Raw genomic sequence first — 19,594 nt, 5'->3', positions numbered from 1 at the left:
ACGACGAGGGCAACGATGACGACGTCGCAACAGACCAGCCTCCAGGCACCGCGCCCGCCACGCCTGAATCAGCAGCAACGACGACCGAGCCCCCACTATCGAAGAGCATCTACCGCAGCATCACCACCGTTTCCAAAGGGCCGACCGTATTACCGGGGACGCGACAGCATCGCCATGGCGCAGACGGCCACGCTCGAAGACGTGGCCACCCTGCTCTGGAACGCGCGCGCGGACGTGACGTTCGAAGCCGCCGATGTGCGCCTGCACGGCGACGAGCGCGGCCGCGATTGCGCGTTCACATCGCTTGCGGCCACCGGGCCAGCGCTCGAAGACACCGTCGCCCCCGCAAGTGCGGAAGAAAACGCCAAAACGCCCGACGCGGCGACACTCGAAAAGAACCGCCTCTTCTAGTCCGTGGCGCGCTGAGGCGCGGGCCATTTTCCCCGACTGCTGGGGAAAACCACCATTGCGCAAAGACTCCAACGCCGACCTACAGTTCCTTCACCGCCCGCCGTAAACGTGTTCAGTGTTTTGCCGTCTCACGCGCGAAGCACGATCGTTTTTCTGCTACCTAGCCCCTCGCGTTCTGGAGCCAACTTCGTGTTTGCACGACTCTCTATCTCTGTTCGTCTGCGCATCGCGGTCGGCGTACTGGCCTTGCTGATCGTGGCAGCCGGCGTTTCCGGCCTTGCAGGCATGTCGCGCACCAATACGGCGCTCGGCTATGCCTACTCGAACCAACTAGTCGCCGCCATCAACATCGGCAAGGCGAACCTGAATCTGACCATCGCGCGCACGACGCTCGACCGCATCCTCCTGCATCCCGACGCGCCCGATGTTCAGCCGTTGCTCGACAAGGCGCAGAACTATCTCGACACCTCGAACAAGGCCTGGGCGGTCTACCGCTCGCTGCCGCACGCTCCCGAAGAGCAGGCGCTCGCCGACGGCGTTCAGGCCGCCCTCACCGGCATGCTGGAGCAAGGCATCCAGCCGCTCATGGCCGCGATCAAGCAAGGCGACCGCCAGGGTCAGGACGACATTGCGATGAAGCGCATTCCGCCGCTCTCGGTCGCGCTCACCAGGGCCTCGACCGCGCTCGAGGCATGGCAGAAGGCGCACGGCGAGCAGGCGTTCGACCGCGCGCAGGACCGCTATTCATGGCTGCGGGCCGGCAGCATCGCGCTGATCGTGCTCGGCCTCGCGGTGGCGGGCGTGTGCGCCGCGGGACTGCACCGCGCGATCGCAGCGCCTCTCGAGAACGTTCAGGGTGCGCTCCAGCGCATTGCGGACGGCGACCTGACCGCGAACCTCGAAACGCGTTCCAGCGACGAAATGGGCCGCCTCGTGGCGAGCCTCAAGGCCATGCAGGACGCGCTCGCGCAGACGGTGCGCAAGGTCAGTCACAGCTCCGAGTCCATTTCCACGGCGACGCGCCAGATTGCCGCCGGCAACGACGACCTGTCGCAGCGCACCGAAGAGCAGGCGGCCTCGCTGCAGGAAACGGCCGCGAGCATGGAGCAGCTCACCGCCACGGTCAAGCAGAATGCCGAAAACGCGCGCACCGCGCAAACGCTCGCCAACAGCGCGCAGGAAGTCGCCGATCGCGGCTCGCAGGTCGTGAGCAACGCGGTGCAGACGATGGAGCGCATCGACGGCAGCTCGCAGAAGATCGCCGATATCACCGGCATCATCGAAGGCATCGCGTTCCAGACCAATATCCTCGCGCTCAATGCGGCGGTGGAAGCCGCGCGCGCGGGCGAACAGGGCCGCGGATTCGCCGTGGTCGCGAGCGAGGTGCGCTCGCTTGCGCAGCGTTCGGCGGCGGCCGCCAAAGAGATCAAGACGCTGATCGCGGAATCGGTCGAGCACGTTTCGACGGGCTCGGACTATGTGCGCTCAGCCGGCGAGACGATGAACGAGATTGGCGAGTCCATTGGCCGCGTGACGACCATCATGCACGAGATCGCGAACGCGTCCGAAGAGCAGCGCGACGGCATCGAGCAGGTGAATCTCGCGGTCTCGCAGATGGACCAGGTCTCGCAGCAGAACGCCGCGCTCGTGGAAGAAGCGGCCGCGGCCGCCATGGCGCTCAGCGAGCAGGCCGACTCGCTGCGCAATGCCGTTGGAGCGTTCAGGCTCGCGCACTGAGCGAAGGACAGCCGCCAGAAGGGATTGAGGCGCTGCCGGCGAACCGGCCGCCTCAATTCGATGCGTCCTTCAGCACGGTCATCGCGTGGATTTTTGAAAGCGCCCGCTGCCATGCAGCGGTGTCGCGCGTGGCGTCGGCGTTGTCGATCAGCGGTTCGAGCATCGAAAGCAGGTCCGCCGAGCGCGATGGGTCTTTCGGCGTGTTCACGTCGGAAACGAGCGCACCTCGTTCGTACTTCGAATCACCTGTATTCTGCTCAGACGACTGACGCAGCTTTCGCTTGCCCATACGGGCGTATTCGTGTGTTGAGCCGTTTGCAGCTCAGCTTGCGCAGGCCAGCTCCCGCATCCGGCGGGACCCGTCGAAATCCCGGGCTTTCATGGCAGCCGCAGCGCAGCCACGCTTTTCCAGCCGCTCGGCCAGCAGCCAGCAAAACGCGTCCAGCGCGCCCCTGCCGTGCGTCGCGATGAATTCGTGCATCACTTCGTGGACGGCGCCTTCCTGTGTCGCCGCCGAAAGCATGCTGGAAATATGCGACGCGCCGCGCGCGAGTTCGAGCGAATACGCCGCTTCGTAGTAGTACAGGCCGCATTGACGCGGCTTTTTGTGGGCCTTTTTCATGTTTCCCCCGTTTGCCTGGATCTCGCAGGCGCCTGCATCTTTGCAGGTGGCCCATGACGCGGCAATGAATCGGCGGTGCTCGAAGCCAAATCTGTCGTTACGTCTCAAAAACTTGTTGTTTTGTCTCACACGCGGCTTGCACGATCCGTGCGACTCATGCTCAACGCATCAAGGCCATCCAGTAGCGCCAGTCCTCCGCCGTCGCCTCTTTCGCCAGCTCGGTATCGCCACTGAGCGCCAGCATGCGTACCGCCCGCGGCGAGAGGCCAATCGAGCGGCGAAACGCGCGCGTGAAGTTCGCGGCGTCGGTGAATCCGTGTGCGGCGGCGATGTCGGCAATCGACATGCTGCGTCGCGCCGGGTCGGCGAGCATCTCGCGGCAGCGCCGCAAGCGGCGCTCGCGCACATAAGTCGCGAAACCGCCCTCCTGCTCGAAAAGCCGGTACAGCGTGGCGCGCGACATGCCGAATGCACGCGCAACCCATTGCGCGTTCAGTTGCGGATCGGTCAGGCGCTTCTCCACATAGCGGCAGATCGATACGAACGCGCATTGCTGAACGGCCGGCATGTGTTCCGGGCTCACGCTCGCATTGAGCGCGCTGGCCGCGAGTTGAAGCGTCGCGGGCATGACGGCCTGGGCGTGGGTAAGCGTCATCTGCGGAGCGTGCCGGTAAAGCGCGCCCAGATGCTCACGCAGCAGCGCGACCGCCGGATCGGCGCCGCGTATCACGCGCATGCTCTGCTGGTCGGGCGCCGTCAGCAGAGGGGCGAGCAAGCGCCGCGGCACCGCCAGATTGAGGAATTCGCTTTGCGTGGTTTCGGTCGCGAGCGGTTGGGCCGCGTCCACGATGAACATGTCGCCCGGTTGCGTACACGCTTCCGGGCCCCCGTCGCGCGCCCGGCAATGGCCGCCTAGATAGAACTGCAGAACATATTGGTCGTGGCCGTCGCGCCCGATCTTCGCGTTCGAGCGGTCGTAGCGCTGCGCGCCCGTGCGTATCGAGCCCAGCACCACGTCGCCGAACAGGTAGCCGCTCACGCTGGTGCCGAATCCCGCGTCGCGCGATTCGGCGGTCTGCGTGTCGAAGATGACGCTCACCGCCTCGCGCCACGCGGAAAACTGCTGGTCGCGAGACAAGACGCTGGTATCGAACGCGGAATGAGGCAGGGAATTGGGCGTTGGGCTCATGGGCCACCGTGGTATGCGAAACGACTACGTGATGGGTATCCTCGACTACTGCGCTATCGGTTGCGCGCGCAAATTCTTTAGGGTGCGCGCATCAAGGTATATTGGCTACGGGGAACGCGCCTTGCTACGCGCAGGACGGGCACCCGTTTCATGCGCCGAAAGGGTTGCAATGCACAACGCCCGCCGCCGTCTTCGACGAAGAGGAGGAAGGTTCGATGAGCCCGCTTCATTCCATCGGTTGCCCATGCTGTGGCGGCCTGTTACAGGGTGCATTCACGCGTCGCCAGTTCCTCGCGGCAACCGCCGCCCTCGCCGCCGCGCCGGCTTTCGGGCAGACGCAAACGGTTCCGTCCATCGCTTACGATTCCATTCCCAATCCGGTGCAGCTGCCGGTGGATAGGTATTTCGGGGAATGCTCCGGCGTCGCGGTGAATTCGCACGGACATATTTTTGTGCTCTCGCGCGGCAATAGCACGGGACCAGCTTATGGCGCCGCCGCCGCGCAATTGCTTGAATTTTCGGCCGATGGACAGTTCGTCAGAGAGATCGGCCACAACCTCTACGCGTGGTCATTTGCCCACACCGTGAAGATCGACCGCCAGGACAACATCTGGGTGACGGACAAGGGCTCGGACATGGTGATCAAGTTCACGCCGGAAGGCCGCGTGGCGATGGTGTTCGGCCGCAAGCAGGAAGCGTCCGACGAAGAGACGGCGCCGCTCAAGCATCCGAACCCGCCCTTGCCGGCGGAGCCCGGACGCTTTCGCCAGGTCACCGACGTCGCCTGGGACGCCGCCGGCAACACCTACATCAGCGACGGCTATATCAATTCGCGCGTGGCGAAGGTGGACAAGGACGGCAACTGGCTCAAGTCATGGGGCGATCGCGGCACGGGGCCCGGACAGTTCCATACGCCGCACAGCATTGCAGTCGATGCGCAGGACCGCATTTATGTCGCAGACCGAAGCAACCGGCGTATTCAGGTGTTCGATACGAATGGCAAGTTCCTGCGGCAATTCACGATCGACGTTCCCGTGCCGACCGGCGCGCGGCCCGCCATCGGCAACGCGCCGGACGAAGCGACGATCGCCGCGGGCACGCTCGCGCCGGGCTCGCCGTGGGCGATCTGCATCTCGCCCGGGCCCGATCAGGTGCTGTACAGCTCCGACGCTTACCCGGGGCGCATCTACAAGTTGAGTCTCGACGGCGAGTTGCTCGGCGTATTGGGCGAATCAGGCAAGCAGTTGAAGCAGTTCGGCTGGATCCATGAAATGGCGTGTCCCGCGAAAAACGTGCTGTTCGTCGCCGAACTGCTGAACTGGCGCGTGCAGAAGCTGGTGCTGCACGCCTAGCACGACGGCGCGCTCACGCACTCAAGCGCGCACCACCGTCACGCCGGCCGCCGCGATCGGCTCGATCAGCTTCGCATCCGTCGAACGCTCGACGACGATGGTCTGTGCCATGCCGATCGGACCAATGCAGTACGGCGACGCCGCGTTGAGTTTCGCGGCCGACGCCAATACGACCGTTTCGGCCGCGCGCGAGGCCAGTGCGCGCTTTACATAGGATTCCTCGAAATCCCCGGTGCTGAGCCCGGCTTGTACGTGCACGCCCGTCACGCCCATGAAGTACAGGTCCGCATGGATGTGCGCGATCGCCTCCACGGCTGCCGCGCCCACCGTGACCACCGAATGCTTGTAGAGCTTCCCGCCGATCAGCACGACCTCGATGGCGGGATGCTCCGCGAGCGCCACCGCGACGCCGGGGCTATGCGTGACGATGGTCGCCTGCAGATTGCGCGGCAGGCACTCGACCAGGAGCGCCGAAGTCGTCCCGCCATCGACGATCGCCACCTGCCCCGGCGCGATCATGTCCGCGGCCTTTTGCGCAATGCGCCGCTTGGCCGCTACCTCCATGCCGCGCCGCTCGGCAATGGGCGCCACCGCCGGCGAAGCCGGCAGCGCGCCGCCGTGCACGCGCTGCAACAGGCCTTCGGCCGCCAGTTCGCGCAGGTCGCGCCGCACCGTGTCCTCGGAAACGCCGAATTGCGCGCTCAGTTCGCCGGCGAGCACCTGGCCGTCGCGCTTGAGCGCCGCGAGTATCGCTTTCTTTCGTTGATCTGTGAGCATGAGAATGGCACGAACCGGTTTGCACGAATTTTCTTGATTTTGCACGAAACTGCACGATACCATGAATGTCGAATGGCGACCAAGGGGAACGAGATGACTGCAACGAAAGACCGCGTGCGAATGATCGAAACCACCGTGCTGTCCGACGACTGGTATGTGCTACGCAAGGTGACCTTCGACTTCCTGCGCAGCAATGGCGCGTGGCAGCGCCAGAGCCGCGAAACCTATGACCGCGGCAACGGCGCGACCATCCTGCTGCATGACCCGCGCAGCGGCAACGTCGTGCTCACGCGGCAATTTCGCATGCCGACGTTCGTCAACGGACATGACGGCATGATGATCGAAGCCCCGGGCGGCCTGCTCGACGACGCCGCGCCCGACGAGCGCATTCGCGCCGAAGTCGAGGAAGAAACGGGCTACCGCGTGCGCAACCTGCGCAAGGTGTTCGAGGCGTACATGAGCCCCGGCTCCGTGACCGAGAAGCTTTATTTCTACCTGGGCGAATACGACCCGGCCGAGCGGCCCGGCGCGGGCGGCGGAGTCGAGGAGGAAGGCGAGGATCTGGAAGTGGTCGAAGTGCCGCTTGGCGAGGCGCTAAGGATGATCGAGCGCGGCGAGATCGTGGACGGCAAGACGATTATGCTATTGCAGCACGCCGCACTCCGTCGGCTCTCCGAAGGACGCGCAAAGTGAAACCACAACTGATCCTGATCGCTGGTCCGTACCGGGCGGCACCGATGGTGATGCTGTGCGTATCGCCGAAAATCTGCGTCGGCTGGAACGTGCTGCGCTCGCGCTCACCGGCTCTCCCGACCTTCGGATGCGTATTCCCGCATGCGCCTGTTTCTGGACAGGCGGTGACTGGATTTCCGCAGCGGGAGGTGGCGTGACGCCCCTGCTTGATGGCAAGAAACTGGCAGCGCTCCACGAATGCGCATTGTCTGAACGCGTCGCTGCCGTCAAGACAAGGAACGGCGGCCAGACGCCGGTACTGGCAACGATTCTGGTGGGCGATGATCCTTCGTCGGCGACCTATGTGCGCATGAAACGCAATGCATGCCGCCGGGTCGGCATGGACTCGCGCGTGATCACGCTACCCTCGCCGCGACAACCGAAGACGTCCTGTCAGAAATCGACCAGCTGAACGCTGATCCGGAGGTCCACGGCATCTTGCTCCAGCATCCGGTGCCGGGTCATGTCGACGAACGCGCCTGCTTCGATCGCATCGCTGTTGCGAAAGACGTCGATGGAGTGACCAGTCACGGCTTCGGGTTGATGGCGCTCGGCGAGCCCGCTTTCGGATCTGCCACTCCAGCCGGAATCATGCGTCTGCTTTCACACTACCGGATCGATGTGTCAGGCAAGCGCGCCGTTATCGTCGGGTGCAGCCCGATCCTCGGAAAGCCAATGGCCTTGATGTTGTCCAATGCCAACGCGACCGTTACGTTGTGCCACACGAAAACCGTCAATCTTGAAGCGGAGGTTCGGCGCGCGGAACTCATCGTCGGCGCGGTAGGAAAGCCCGGATTCATTCCGGGTGAGTGGATCAGTGACGGGGCTATCGTCATCGATGCGGGATACCACGTCGGTGGCATAGGGGACATTGACTCCGGCGGCCTGCTGGATCGATGTGCCGCAGTGACTCCCGTTCCGGGGGGCGTCGGCCCAATGACGATCTCGACGCTCATCTCACAGACGGTAACAGCAGCAGAGCGCGCGGCGGGAAGCGCCTGAAGGTCCGCTTCGAGGTGGCTCGAGCGACCGCTTGGGGGTCGGCTACGGCTCATTGCATCGGACATGCTGTGGCACAGGACCGGTCCTTCGAGATTGCCGCGCAGATCGGTCGAACACGGTGCGTATAGCCCCCCCAGGGGAACGCCTCGCCGGTAACGAAGCGTAACAACAGCCAAATCCAGCGCAACCGGCATTGCGGCTTGTGCACCAAGACGGCAGCCGCCGACTACGAACGACTACGTCCCACCGGGCGCGACCGGTACGGGCGATCTTGCCGCCTCATGTCCGGGCAGTGAACGAATGTCCACGCACCACGACCTACTGGCTTGCCTGCAAGCGCCGGTACTCCGCCTGTTTCATTTCGACGTAATGCTCCCGGTCGATTTCGTGCAGTTGCCGTGGATATTGCTCGCTGGCGCTGAACCAGTTGTTCAGGCGTTGCTCCAGCCGCGTGTCGGGCAGGCTGACCGGTTCGCCGATAAAGGCATCGATAGCCAGGTAGTAACGCATGGTATTGCGTTCGACGAGGCCGCGCACCCCATCGGCGTATTTCGGCTCTGGCGCGGACGGACCCGCGATATTGGTGAATCCGACCTTGCCGCGACCGAAAGTTGCCAGATAGCCCTTCATGGCGAGCCTCCCGAATACGCCGTAGCTGTATGCATAGGTCAAGTGCAGGAACGTGCGACCACTTCCGAGGGACACCGTTTCCAGAACGATCTGATAGTCGCGGGTGTCCAGCGGTCCGCTCCCGGCGTGGAGCTTTATCCGGAAATATCCCGGGCTGGTCGTCGCCGGATCGTATTCGAATTGCAGGCGATAAGTGGAAGCGAGTTTCTCTTCGGGCACCTGATCCTCGCTGATGTTGACGGTCAGCGTGTCTCCGCTGCTGTTCGCGGAGACATGGCAGTACTTCACGTTGGGATGCAGGATCAATACGTTGCACCAGTTCTTTGGGCCGTGCGACGGATCATTGAGGATGCGACTGACAGTCGCGAACGGGTAATCCATCACCGCGTAGATTTCGCCTGCGACCGTGGATGAGGACTCGCGGGAATCGAGGTACAGCCTCCGATGAAACGCATTTTGGTCGAGTTGCGGTTTCAGGCTCTCGTAGGTGGCGCGCAAGCTCGTCGCATTATCGACCGGTTCAGCCGCCCGCCCGAGAGTTAACGGGTAGCATACGGCGAGAATGAGGATGCACACCGTCCCGCGTAGCCGCTCGGTGACCGAGCATCGGTGAGACCGATTAATCTCCGGTTCGGGAAGACGGGGCATAAGGATCCTGATGCGTTCGGGGGCTCCCATCCACGAGTGCCTGTCCTCTCCGCTATGCGCATGAATCATGCCTTCCCGGCGGTTGATAAAGACTCTTATTCACTCCGGTACTCCGACATGCATCACCCGTTCCTTGCTCCCTGGCACAATCGAGTGTCAAAAGGATGGCGCGCCGAGCCGCCGCATACTATTTTTGCGACTGGCTTTGCCTCATCCGACCTACGGCAAGCAACGAAATTCAACGTGACAACGCTTCCATCGGCGAAGTCGTGCCGGCTGTTGGCGCCACGCAGCAATACCCCGCTCAGCACGTTGCTCCGTTTTCACGCCAAGCCCTGAACGTCGACGGAGCAGACAGGCGAGATATTCGGAGACTCGGTGCGTGGGTAGCTCCTTGCACATCGCCGACGGCAACTCAGCAGAACCTTCATCGAACTAGTGCTCTCGGCCATCCACGGCCGCTCAACCAAAGTCGGAAAGGGACAATCGAGCGTCAGCAGTACGCTGTGACGTGACACACACAGTCGATGCCGCGAGCGCTACCGAACCAACCCGATCGCCGTTCGCTACCGCGTGGAGATGCCTGTCGGCCACTTGAAACAAGCCTACACTCATCCATGCTCCGCGGCCGCCACATCAGTTCGACGGGCGCGGGGGGACATGTTCGTTCCTCATGGCGCCGCTCATTCGCGGCAAAGGAGAAACCATGGAAAAGATCCCAAAAGCCACGGCCTTGTTCGTCGCAGGCTTCGGCCCGATTGTCATTGAAGCCCAGGCAAGCCGCGAACTCTACAGTCGGGCCTTCGGTATTCCCTTCAAGGAAGAGAAAGGCGGCTACCTCCATACGGAGAGTCTGCAAGGCGCAAACACTTTCGCCTTGTGGCCGCTCTCCCAGGCCGCTCAGTCGTGCTTCGGCACGGATTCGTGGCCTCGTGACGTACCGATCCCGCAAGCCTGGATTGAGTTTGATGTCGACAACGTCGAAGCGGCTACGGCAGAACTTGAGTCACGAGGGTATCGGATGCTGGTCAGCAACCGGAATGAGCCGTGGGGCCAGACCGTCAGTCGCTTCATCGGGCCAGAAGGATTACTGGTAGGAATCACCTTTACGCCATCAATGCGGCAAGAGAAATGATGGCGGTCGCTGTGGCAGTCCCGCGTGCGACTGATTTGGCCGCCGAGAAGCACTCGCTTCCCCCAGGTGAATGGCTGATGAAGTGCTGAGAACAGGCCTCGCCGTCCTTGCGGACCTGGCGGCTGCAACGGGTCGATCTCTGTCGACCGCGTCCTGGTTCGGCCATGCCGGACCAATGGTCCCCCTACTCGTGCCCGCGTTGGGTCGTGTTGAACCCAAAGGGGCTACCAGGGATAGAATCCAGAAACCACCAGACCAGGAACTCCATCGATCGTCACGGCCTTCACGTAGGTCCATTTCTGCGATGGCTGGGTCTGCCCAGGTTTCGGGGACATGTAGTCGACCCATCCCGATCCACTGGTCTTAGCCGTCTGAATCATGGCCTCGTGAAACAACTTGCCATTGACATCTTTCCGACCGCTGACCTTCGTCCCCTCGCGCGCTGGGATGCCCGTATTCAACAAGACATTCGACTCAAGGTCGTATACGAACACATATGTGTCACCGTGCAACCACTCCGAGTCCTTTACTCTGAACTCGGAAAAAGCTGCCTTACCTTGACTGTCGATCAACGCGGCGGCTTTGTTGACTAGCGCTTCGACTTGTCTCGCCTTCGACGAACGGTTCGTGGCCCTGTTTATTCGATTGCCGAGGTCGGTGGTGCCCTGGTCCAGATGACGCGATCCATGAGCTAGTATGGGCAGGTAAAACGGAGCATCGAAGACAGCATCGGCCTCGTGCAGCCGTCAGCTGCCCGCTTTGCCCTGCTGTTCAGCCACTTGCATCGCCGCGTTCCGACGGAGGTCGACATGAACGAACAATCCGTGCTCGGTATCATCCATGCACAGGAACTACTGATGGTGTCCCTCATCCGCATACTTCCGCCCGACGAACGGCGCAAAGTTTCCGACGAGTTCCACGGCCAGGTCGAGCTGGCCGAAGCGCCGCATCTGAGCGACGGCCATAACCGCGAGATGACCGAAGCGTTCAGGGCGCATATCCGCAAGCTGTCTATCTTGCTGGCGTCGTTGAGTTGATCAGGCCGAACCTCGCGCCACCGGCTGCCTGAAACATCCACCGAACCAGCTGAGGTACCGCCGTGAAATGCAATACGCTATCTCTGCTGCTCGCCCTTGCCGCATGTTCGCAAATACCTGACGCAAGAAGCCCGGCGCCTTCAACGAGCGCGTCGACGGCTGCGGCAGCGAGCGCGCTACCGGCGATCGAGCCTGGGATCCTCAGTCAGTATCACTGGCAACTCAGCGACGCATTTGACAGCAAAGGCATGCGCATCGATGCGTTGTTTGTCAGTGCAGAAAAGCCAGTGCAACTGGAATTCAGCGCCGACCGGTTAAACGTAGTCAATAGCTGCAACAATATGGGAGCCAGCTACAGCGTCAAGAAAGGAAGGCTGCAGATTGGCCAGATGGTGAGCACCATGATGGCCTGCCCTGACGCCGCCCGCGCCGCCCTCGACGAGGCTATTGCCCAGCGCCTGCATGGAAGTCTCGGCGTGAGCCTGCTGGCCCGTGGCAACACCCCGCGCATGCAACTGGCGGCCGACAGCGGCGACACACTAACTTTTACGGGTGTGCCCACTGCTCAGACCCGTTTCGGCGGCCCCGGTGAAACGACCTTCCTCGAAGTGGCCGCGCAAGCGGTGCAGTGCCAACATCCGCTCGTTCCGGACAAGCAATGTCTGCTGGTGCGAGAGCGCCGCTTCGACGAGCAGGGTCTGCCAACGGGAACACCGGGTGAATGGCAACCGCTGTATCAGGATATCGAGGGCTATACCCACACGCCTGGAATACGCGAAGTACTGCGCGTCAAACGCTATACCATCAAGAACCCGCCCGCCGACGCACCGGCCATTGCATACGTGCTGGACATGGTGGTTGAATCGGAAAAGGTCAAGAACTAGCGCATCGCTTCGCGCTCGGCTCCGCCGCGGAGGAACGGAAAATGGCTCGACTGCTATCGGTGAATGTCGGACTTCCGCGCGACGTCGAGTGGAAAGGCCGCACTGTACACACGGGAATCTGGAAGCGCCCCGTGCAAGGCCGTTGCTGGGCCGGACGACTGAATCTGGCGGGCGACGGTCAAGGTGATCTTGCCGGACATGGAGGTGAGCAGCGGGCCGTCTTCGTGTATCAGATCGAATCGTGTCGCTACTGGCAAGAACAATTGAAGGGGAATGACTTCGCCTATGGGGCGTTCGGCGAGAACTTCACGATCGAAGGCATGCCCGACTCCGCGGTATGCATCGGCGACCGCTATCGCATCGGCAGTGCACTGTTCGAAGTCACGCAGCCTCGCGTCACCTGCTATCGCGTGGGCATCCGGACGAACGAGCCGGGCATGCCTGCTTTGTTAACTTCCAGCGGACGGCCAGGATTCTACTTTCGCGTTCTGCAGGAAGGCGAAGTGGGCGCTGGCGACGAGATCGTGAAAGTGGACGAGGCGAAGGAGAAAATGACCGTTGCCGAGGCCAACGCTCTGCTCTACTCGCCCAATCATCCGCTAGATCAACTGGCGCGCGTGTTGCGGATCGAGGCGCTTTCACCCGGATGGCGGCGGTCGTTCGAGGCGTTGCTGAAGAGCAGCACGACAGGCGTGACGAGTGGGAACGCCGGGCTCGCCCCCGCAGCGGCTTCGTACCCGGTGGCACCAGGATTCCGTCCACTGACGGTGGCGGCGATCGAACGGGAGTCTTCGGATGTTTTCTCGTTCACGTTGACGAGCGTTGATGGCGAGCCTCTGCAAGCGGCATTGCCGGGCCAATACGTGGTATTGCGCCTGCACCCGAGCGCGGGCGGACCGCCACTTTTCCGCAGTTATTCGCTCTCGGGCGCTGTCTCCACCGCGCGCTATCGGATCAGCGTGAAAATCGAGCCGAATGGCAAGGCCGGGACCTGGCTGCGGGAAAGTGTGCAAGTGGGCGATGTGCTCAATGTGAGTTCGCCGCGTGGAAGCTTCGTACTGCTACCTGGTGATGGACCGGTGGTCCTGCTCAGCGCGGGCATTGGCGCGACGCCTGTCCTCGCAATGCTGTTCGCGCTGTCGGCCGCGCGCTCGACACGGCGAATTCTGTGGCTGCACGCGGCGCGCGATCGCGAGCATCATCCGTTTGCCGTCGAGGCACGCCGCCTGATGCATGCGCTCGCGCATGGAAGCAGCTATCTCTGTTACAGCACGCCGGGCTCGTTTGACCGTAGGGGGAGGGATTTCGATGCCGACGGCCACCTGTCGCAAACGGTCCTGAGCGAGATCGGTATCCCTCGGGAAGCGGATGTCTATCTCTGCGGACCAGCGTGTTTCATGGCGGACATGAAAGCAGCGCTCTCGGCTTTGAGCGTACCGCCGCAGCGCATTCATGCTGAGATCTTCAATGGCCGCGAGGCCTTCAATCCTGGCATTGTCGGCGCTCCAGAACGTACGCCTCATCCGCCCAGCGACGACGCAAACACGGGTCCGCTGGTGTCGTTCGCGCGCAGCGGCATCGCTGCACACTGGAACGCGGCGGCCCATCAGAGCATTCTGGAACTGGCTGAAGCCTGCGACGTCCCGGTGCGCTGGTCCTGCCGGACGGGTGTTTGCCACAACTGTGAGAGCGGATTGATCTCCGGGACCGTCACTTACCAGCCTGATCCGCTCGATTCGCCCACAGACGGAAATGTCTTGATCTGCTGCGGAAGGCCGCAAGGCGATGTCGTGATCGACATCTAAGCAGTCGTACCGAAAGCGCCCTGTTCCTGCGCGCGCGAATATTGGCCGTTATGTGTGCAACATGGGAGAGCAAGTAGCCGTCACCAGGACGACGGTGCCCGGTCCCATCTCGGTTCGAAGTGCCCCACCTCCGCGTTCGGCAGAGTCTGGGCCATAAAGAGACAGCTGCGTCCCGAACACGAATGTTGGGTGGAGGGAATCTCTGCCGAATCATGCAAAATAGACGGCATCCAAGATGCGGAGGCCGGTCGTGGGCGTGAACTTTGACTTGAATGACTTGCAGGCGTTTCGCGCGGTGGTGGAGCTGGGAAGCTTCCGAAAGGCCGCGGAGGCGGTGAACATATCCCAGCCAGCCTTGAGTCGTCGGATTGACAAGCTCGAGGAAGCACTCGGCGTGCGTCTCTTCGAGCGCACCACGCGCAGCGTCACGCTCACCACCGTCGGCCGCGTGTTCGCCCCAAGCGCAGAACAACTACTCGATGATCTTGACGTCGCGCTGCTCGGCATTCGCGATGTTTCATCGAGCCGCCTGGGTCATGTGACTATCGCGTGCGTGCCTTCGGTGGCGTATTACTTTCTGCCGAGCGTCATCGCGAGCTATCATCGCCGCTTTCCACGCATCCGGGTCAAGCTCCTCGATTCGAGCGCTAACGAGGTGCTTGGCGCCGTCATCAGCGGCGAGGCTGATTTCGGCGTGAGCTTTATGGGCAGTCAAGAGTCTGAGATCGAGTTCAAAGTCCTGCTGCAGCAGCGGTTTGTTGCTGCCTGCCGCCGCGACCATCCCCTCGCACGCAAGAAGCGCGTGACCTGGGACGAGCTCTACGAACACGACTACGTCTCGGTCGACAAGACTTCCGGTAACCGCCTGTTGCTCGACCAGGCGCTCGCTGCCGTGGCGCCGCGAGCGCCGAGCGTTTGCGAAACCCGGCACGTCACGACCATGCTCGGGTTGATCGAAGCGGGGCTCGGCGTCGCCGCCGTGCCGTCGATGGCCATGCCCGGACATGATCACCCAATCCTCACGAGCGTGCCGCTCGTCGAACCGGTGGTGAAACGACGCGTGGGAATCGTAAGACGCCGCGGACGGCCGCTCACGCCCGCCGCACAGGAGTTTCACCGGACGATCGTCGAGACGAAGCGCGCCGGCGTCGCACGGAGTGATGCCGTGGGCGACGGCGCGACGACGATGGCGAAGACAAGAAGAAAGACCGCATCGTGAGGTTGGCTCCGATAAGCCTTCCCATGGTTCTGCCTCAATGCGCGGAGACGGAATCGAGCCCGGTCGATCTCACTTCGGGTTGCACATCGGGCGATGCGAGATAGTCGAGGAGCGCCTTCGCTTCCTTCGGATGCTGCGCGCCCACGGGGATGCCGCCGGCGAATCGCGTGACGGACTGCAGAGACTCGGGAATCTTGCCAACGAACGTGGCACCCTGGACGGGCAGCAGTTCGCTCACCTGCTGGAAGCCGATTTCGTAATCACCGTTCGCCACCACCGACGCCACTGGAATGCGCGGAATCATCTTCGCCTTCGACCTGACCTGATCCACGATGCCGAGCTTCCTGAACAACTCTCGCTCGATATAGACGCCGCTTGCGCTGTCCGAGTAGGCAATCGACTTTGCATGCAGCAAGGTCTGCCTGAGGCCTTCGGCAGAGCCGATGTCGGGCTTCGCCGCACCTTCGCGCACGACCATGCCGATGCGCGAATCGGCCAGCTCGACCCGCGATCCGGGGATGACCTTGCCTTGCTTGATCAGATCGTCAAGTGCGTAGCCGACCATGATGACGACGTCCGCAGGCTCGCCACGCTCGAGCCTGTTGGGGATCGCTTCGGGCGATTTGCCCATCGACGGGCCGAGCGCGGTGTCGAGCGTGTTGCCCGTCTGGGAAGTGAACCTTGGGCCGAGCAGCTTGTACGCGGCGGTGAAGCCGCCCGAGCTCATGACGTGCAGGTCGGCAGCCTGCACGTTCGCCGCAGCGGCCGAGGTTGCGACGAGCGCTGCCGCGCAAAGTTTCAGAAGCAGATTTCTCATGGTTGTGGTCGTGCAGGGTTGCGATGGGTGCGGGGGAAGCGCATCAGTGCGCCGGCGTCAGTGTCACTGCGCGGCGGCGATAGAGCGCGAACGTCGCCAAAAGGGCGCACGCTGCGGCGAGGCTCATCCAGTAGCCGGGTGCGGCCTTGTCGCCGGTCATATGAATGAGCGCCGTCGAAATCGCTGGCGTGAAGCCTCCGAACACGGCCGTAGCGAGGCTGTAGGCGAGCGAGAATCCAGCAACGCGTACCTGCACAGGCATCACCTCCGTGAGCGCGACGACCATCGCGCCGTTATAGATTCCGTACATGAACGAGAGCCAAAGGAGGACGAGCAGCATGTTGACGAAGCTCGGCGCGTGAGCGAGCAGCGACAGTGCCGGGTATGCGGTCGAGATGGCGAGCACCGTCATGCCGACGAGGAGCGGCCGGCGCCCGATCTTGTCGGAGAGCGCCCCGCCGATCGGTAGCCACACGAAGTTCGAAACGCCGACACACAGCGTCACGAGCAGACTGTCGGCGGTGCTCAGATGCAGGACCGTCTTGCCGAAGGTCGGCGCGTAGACCGTGATGAGATAGAAGCTCGTGGTGGTCATCGCCACCAGCATCATGCCCGCGACGACGACGGCCCAGTTCTGGACCAGCGTGCCGAATACTTCCTTCATGCCCGGACGATGCTGGCGCGCCTTGAACTCCTGCGTTTCCTCCAGATTGCGACGCAGCATGAAGATAAACGGCACGATCATGCAGCCAACGAAGAACGGTACGCGCCAGCCCCATGCGGCGATGGCCGGTGCGCTCAGCCATTGATTGAGCGCGAAGCCGAGGCCCGCAGCGACGACGATCGCTACCTGCTGGCTCGCGGACTGCCAGCTCGTGAAGAAGCCTTTGCGGCCGGGCGTTGCCATCTCGGCGAGATACACCGACACGCCGCCGAGCTCGGCGCCCGCCGAGAAGCCCTGTAGCAGCCGCCCGAGCAGCACGAGCGCGGGTGCCAGAAGTCCGATCGTCGCATAGCCCGGTACGAACGCGATCAGGATGGTGCCGCTCGCCATAATGGAAAGCGTGACGATGAGGCCCTTGCGGCGGCCGACGTCGTCGATGTAGGCACCAAGCACGATCGCGCCCAGCGGCCGCATCAGGAAACCGGCACCGAAAACCGCGAAGGTCATCATCAACGAGGCGAACTCGCTCTTGGCGGGAAAGAAAACGTTGGCGATCTGCGTGGCGTAGAAGCCGAACAGGAAGAAGTCGAACTGCTCCAGGAAATTCCCGGCCGTTACGCGGAAAACCGCGGCGGCCTTTGAGTGTCTGGTCGAAAGATTAGACGAGGGGTGCATCGAGGTGTCTCCTGAAATCCAGAATATACGCGGCGTTCCGGGCGATTGTGGTTTTGGCAATGTTCGCCCGGAGCCGGCAAAACGATAAGTGCAAATTTCCGAACGATTGATGTTCTGTCGTTATCAATCGATGTTGAGGCCGCCGCGCCGTTTCGTATGCCGCAACGCGGCGGCGGTCGTCACAGGCTCACCACCCGCGTATTGATACATGTTTGAATGCTGACTATGAGTCGGCCTTGAAGCGCGATTGCGACACTCGAGGGGGCGACGTGAGCGGCGGAAACGGGTCGGGTTATGCCTTTTGCATGAAAAACTGCGCCCGGGGCGATCGCCTCGCTCGGGCGTGGGGCGGTGGTCGGCCAAGGGCCGTCATTCACCGGTATGTTCGCTGGCCCCGCAGCCGGTATGCCCGGTGCGCCCGGGCCTGCCTTGTTTTGTGGACGGTGGGCGCCGCAAAGCGCACGCGGCTCAGAAATGAGACAGCCCTGCACGTCCGGTCGGCTATCATGCATGTCCTCTCCGAAGTAGCTCCTTATGATTTCCGTCCGTAATCTCACGCTGCGCCGCGGCGTTAATGTCGTACTCGACCGCGCATCCGTCACCTTCACCCCCGGCGAAAAGATTGGTCTTGTCGGCCGCAATGGCGCCGGCAAGTCGTCCTTCTTCGGCCTGCTCAACGGCACGCTGCACGAAGATAGCGGCGAGTTCTCGATTCCCGCCGCATACAGGATGGGCCAGGTCGCGCAGGAGATGCCGGAGACCACGCAGAACGCGACCGACTTTGTCGTCGAGGGTGACACCGTGCTGCTGGCCGCGCAGGCCGAAGTCGCCGCCGCCGAGGCCAGCGACGACGGCATGCGCATGGCGCACGCCTACATGAGTCTGCACGACGCCGGTGCGCACGATGCCCCCGCACGTGCCCAGGCGCTGATCCTGGGCCTTGGCTTCAGTGCTGCGCAGCTTAGCCAGCCGGTCAACAGTTTCTCCGGCGGCTGGCGCATGCGACTGCAACTGGCGCGCGCGCTCATGTGCCCGTCCGACCTGCTCCTGCTCGACGAGCCGACCAATCACCTCGACCTCGACGCGCTGGTCTGGCTGGAAGCCTGGCTCAAGCGCTATCAAGGAACCCTGGTAGTGATCAGCCACGACCGCGAATTCCTGGACGCGGTGACGCAGGTGACGGTGCACGTCGACAACGCCAAGCTCGGGCGTTACGGCGGCAACTACAGCAAGTTCGAAGAGATGCGCGCTGAGCAGCTCCTGTTGCAGCAGGCCGCGATGGCCAGGCAGGCGGACAAGATTGCTCATCTGCAGAAATTCATCGACCGTTTCAAGGCCAAGGCCTCGAAGGCGAAACAGGCGCAGAGCCGGGTCAAGGCGCTCGAACGCATGGAAAAGATCGCACCGGTGCTTGCCGATGCGGAGTTCACCTTCGAGTTCAAGGAGCCCCTCAACGTCCCGAACCCGCTGTTGTCGATGCTGGACGCAAGCTTCGGCTACCCCGCGCCGACCGGCGCACTGCCGGGCACGCCGCCCACGGTCATCGTGCGGGGCATCAGCCGTTCCGTGCTGGCCGGGCAACGCATCGGCATTCTCGGTGCCAACGGCCAGGGCAAGTCCACGCTGGTGAAGACGGTCGCGCACTCGCTGGTGCCGATTGCCGGCGAAATCAGCGAAGGCAAAGGCCTGAACATCGGCTACTTCGCACAGCAGGAGCTCGACGTGCTGCGCCCGCTCGACACACCGATGGAACACATGATCCGCCTTGCCAAAGACACGCCGGCTCACATGCGCGCCCCCGGACAGAGTGGAACCGAACAATCGCTTCGGACTTTCCTCGGCACCTTCAACTTCAGTGGCGACATGGTCCATCAGGCGGTTAGCACGATGAGCGGCGGCGAAAAGGCGCGGCTCGTGTTGTGCATGATCGTGTGGCAGCGCCCCAACCTGCTGCTGCTCGACGAGCCTACCAACCACCTCGACCTGGCCACACGCGAAGCGCTAGCCATGGCGCTCAACGAATTCGAAGGCACGGTGATGCTGGTCAGTCACGACCGGGCCCTGCTGCGCGCCGTTTGTGATGAGTTCTGGCTGGTCACCAAGGGCGGCGTCGAGCCCTTCGACGGCGATCTGGACGACTATCAGGAGTTCCTGCGCGACGAAGCCCGTCGCACGCGCGAGCAGGCTGCCGCAGAGTAGAAGGGCGCCTGAGATACCCCCGGGCGGGCGGCGGGCGTTGTATGGGAGGCGAAGCGCGG

General features: G+C 62.8%; 19 protein-coding genes and 1 pseudogene. 12 read left to right on the top strand and 8 right to left on the bottom strand.

Features of this window, described 5'->3' with window-relative positions; genetic code table 11:
• The first annotated feature begins 174 nt into the window (after positions 1–174).
• Positions 175–411 (top strand): hypothetical protein, encoded by a 237-nt coding sequence (locus M3I56_RS41595; RefSeq protein WP_375541704.1) that lies wholly within the window; start codon positions 175–177, stop codon positions 409–411.
• A 189-nt stretch (positions 412–600) separates the two neighbouring features.
• Positions 601–2,148, top strand: coding sequence for a methyl-accepting chemotaxis protein (locus M3I56_RS10390; RefSeq protein WP_254353736.1), 1,548 nt, complete (start codon positions 601–603; stop codon positions 2,146–2,148).
• A gap of 52 nt (positions 2,149–2,200) precedes the next feature.
• Here the strand turns inward: M3I56_RS10390 and M3I56_RS10385 are convergent, their stop codons facing one another.
• The 3 genes from M3I56_RS10385 to M3I56_RS10375 all read right to left on the bottom strand — a co-directional run bounded on the left by M3I56_RS10385 (position 2,201) and on the right by M3I56_RS10375 (position 3,908).
• Positions 2,201–2,437 (bottom strand): hypothetical protein, encoded by a 237-nt coding sequence (locus M3I56_RS10385; RefSeq protein ID WP_254353735.1) that lies wholly within the window; start codon positions 2,435–2,437, stop codon positions 2,201–2,203.
• A gap of 33 nt (positions 2,438–2,470) precedes the next feature.
• Positions 2,471–2,770: a hypothetical protein gene (locus M3I56_RS10380; protein WP_254353734.1), complete on the bottom strand. Its 300-nt coding sequence runs from the start codon at positions 2,768–2,770 to the stop codon at positions 2,471–2,473.
• Between the two features lie 160 nt (positions 2,771–2,930).
• Complete coding sequence (locus M3I56_RS10375) at positions 2,931–3,908, bottom strand: helix-turn-helix domain-containing protein (protein WP_254353733.1); 978 nt, start codon at positions 3,906–3,908, stop codon at positions 2,931–2,933.
• A 266-nt stretch (positions 3,909–4,174) separates the two neighbouring features.
• Between M3I56_RS10375 and M3I56_RS10370 the strand changes: the two genes are divergently transcribed.
• The gene (locus tag M3I56_RS10370; RefSeq protein WP_254353732.1) at positions 4,175–5,311 is read left to right on the top strand and encodes a peptidyl-alpha-hydroxyglycine alpha-amidating lyase family protein; all 1,137 of its coding nucleotides are present in this window, start codon (positions 4,175–4,177) and stop codon (positions 5,309–5,311) included.
• Between the two features lie 21 nt (positions 5,312–5,332).
• Here the strand turns inward: M3I56_RS10370 and M3I56_RS10365 are convergent, their stop codons facing one another.
• Entirely contained in the window at positions 5,333–6,151 is an 819-nt protein-coding gene (locus M3I56_RS10365) for a DeoR/GlpR family DNA-binding transcription regulator (RefSeq protein WP_254353731.1), read from the bottom strand.
• A gap of 30 nt (positions 6,152–6,181) precedes the next feature.
• Between M3I56_RS10365 and M3I56_RS10360 the strand changes: the two genes are divergently transcribed.
• The 3 genes and pseudogenes from M3I56_RS10360 (at position 6,182) to M3I56_RS10350 (ending at position 7,822) form a co-directional block, all read left to right on the top strand.
• The gene (locus tag M3I56_RS10360) at positions 6,182–6,781 is read left to right on the top strand and encodes an NUDIX domain-containing protein (protein ID WP_254353730.1); all 600 of its coding nucleotides are present in this window, start codon (positions 6,182–6,184) and stop codon (positions 6,779–6,781) included.
• A 127-nt stretch (positions 6,782–6,908) separates the two neighbouring features.
• Positions 6,909–7,276: pseudogene (locus tag M3I56_RS10355) on the top strand (tetrahydrofolate dehydrogenase/cyclohydrolase catalytic domain-containing protein); the annotation flags it as partial.
• Positions 7,277–7,363: 87 nt separating this feature from the next.
• Entirely contained in the window at positions 7,364–7,822 is a 459-nt protein-coding gene (locus tag M3I56_RS10350) for a hypothetical protein (protein ID WP_375541710.1), read from the top strand.
• Positions 7,823–8,140: 318 nt separating this feature from the next.
• Here the strand turns inward: M3I56_RS10350 and M3I56_RS10345 are convergent, their stop codons facing one another.
• Positions 8,141–9,100 carry a hypothetical protein gene (locus M3I56_RS10345; RefSeq protein WP_375541709.1) on the bottom strand — a complete coding sequence of 320 codons (960 nt, stop codon included), beginning with the start codon at positions 9,098–9,100 and terminating at the stop codon, positions 8,141–8,143.
• Between the two features lie 706 nt (positions 9,101–9,806).
• Between M3I56_RS10345 and M3I56_RS10340 the strand changes: the two genes are divergently transcribed.
• A complete protein-coding gene (locus tag M3I56_RS10340; RefSeq protein ID WP_254353726.1) occupies positions 9,807–10,235 on the top strand; it encodes a VOC family protein in 429 nt (142 codons plus the stop codon).
• Between the two features lie 224 nt (positions 10,236–10,459).
• On the opposite strand, the gene M3I56_RS10335 is transcribed toward M3I56_RS10340, so the two are convergent.
• Complete coding sequence (locus M3I56_RS10335) at positions 10,460–10,807, bottom strand: cache domain-containing protein (RefSeq protein ID WP_302056767.1); 348 nt, start codon at positions 10,805–10,807, stop codon at positions 10,460–10,462.
• Between the two features lie 237 nt (positions 10,808–11,044).
• Between M3I56_RS10335 and M3I56_RS10330 the strand changes: the two genes are divergently transcribed.
• From M3I56_RS10330 to M3I56_RS10315, 4 genes are all read left to right on the top strand, one after another.
• Positions 11,045–11,272: a hypothetical protein gene (locus tag M3I56_RS10330; protein WP_254353724.1), complete on the top strand. Its 228-nt coding sequence runs from the start codon at positions 11,045–11,047 to the stop codon at positions 11,270–11,272.
• Positions 11,273–11,334: 62 nt separating this feature from the next.
• Positions 11,335–12,156, top strand: coding sequence for an META and DUF4377 domain-containing protein (locus tag M3I56_RS10325; RefSeq protein WP_254353723.1), 822 nt, complete (start codon positions 11,335–11,337; stop codon positions 12,154–12,156).
• A 41-nt stretch (positions 12,157–12,197) separates the two neighbouring features.
• On the top strand, positions 12,198–13,961 hold the full coding sequence (locus M3I56_RS10320; RefSeq protein ID WP_254353722.1) for an MOSC and FAD-binding oxidoreductase domain-containing protein: 1,764 nt from the start codon (positions 12,198–12,200) through the stop codon (positions 13,959–13,961).
• 250 nt (positions 13,962–14,211) lie between these two features.
• Complete coding sequence (locus M3I56_RS10315) at positions 14,212–15,180, top strand: LysR family transcriptional regulator (RefSeq protein ID WP_254353721.1); 969 nt, start codon at positions 14,212–14,214, stop codon at positions 15,178–15,180.
• A gap of 34 nt (positions 15,181–15,214) precedes the next feature.
• Here M3I56_RS10315 and M3I56_RS10310 read toward each other — a convergent pair whose 3' ends face one another.
• Entirely contained in the window at positions 15,215–15,997 is a 783-nt protein-coding gene (locus M3I56_RS10310; protein ID WP_254353720.1) for a substrate-binding domain-containing protein, read from the bottom strand.
• Between the two features lie 43 nt (positions 15,998–16,040).
• Positions 16,041–17,336 carry an MFS transporter gene (locus M3I56_RS10305; protein ID WP_254353719.1) on the bottom strand — a complete coding sequence of 432 codons (1,296 nt, stop codon included), beginning with the start codon at positions 17,334–17,336 and terminating at the stop codon, positions 16,041–16,043.
• Positions 17,337–17,870: 534 nt separating this feature from the next.
• Between M3I56_RS10305 and M3I56_RS10300 the strand changes: the two genes are divergently transcribed.
• Positions 17,871–19,535: an ABC-F family ATP-binding cassette domain-containing protein gene (locus M3I56_RS10300; protein ID WP_254353718.1), complete on the top strand. Its 1,665-nt coding sequence runs from the start codon at positions 17,871–17,873 to the stop codon at positions 19,533–19,535.
• Positions 19,536–19,594 lie beyond the last annotated feature (59 nt).

Source organism: Paraburkholderia sp. CNPSo 3281 (assembly GCF_024206515.1).
GTDB classification, from domain to species: Bacteria; Pseudomonadota; Gammaproteobacteria; order Burkholderiales; family Burkholderiaceae; genus Paraburkholderia; species Paraburkholderia nodosa.
Note: the sequence above shows the minus strand (reverse complement) of the source record. Positions and strands in the feature narration are given on the sequence as shown.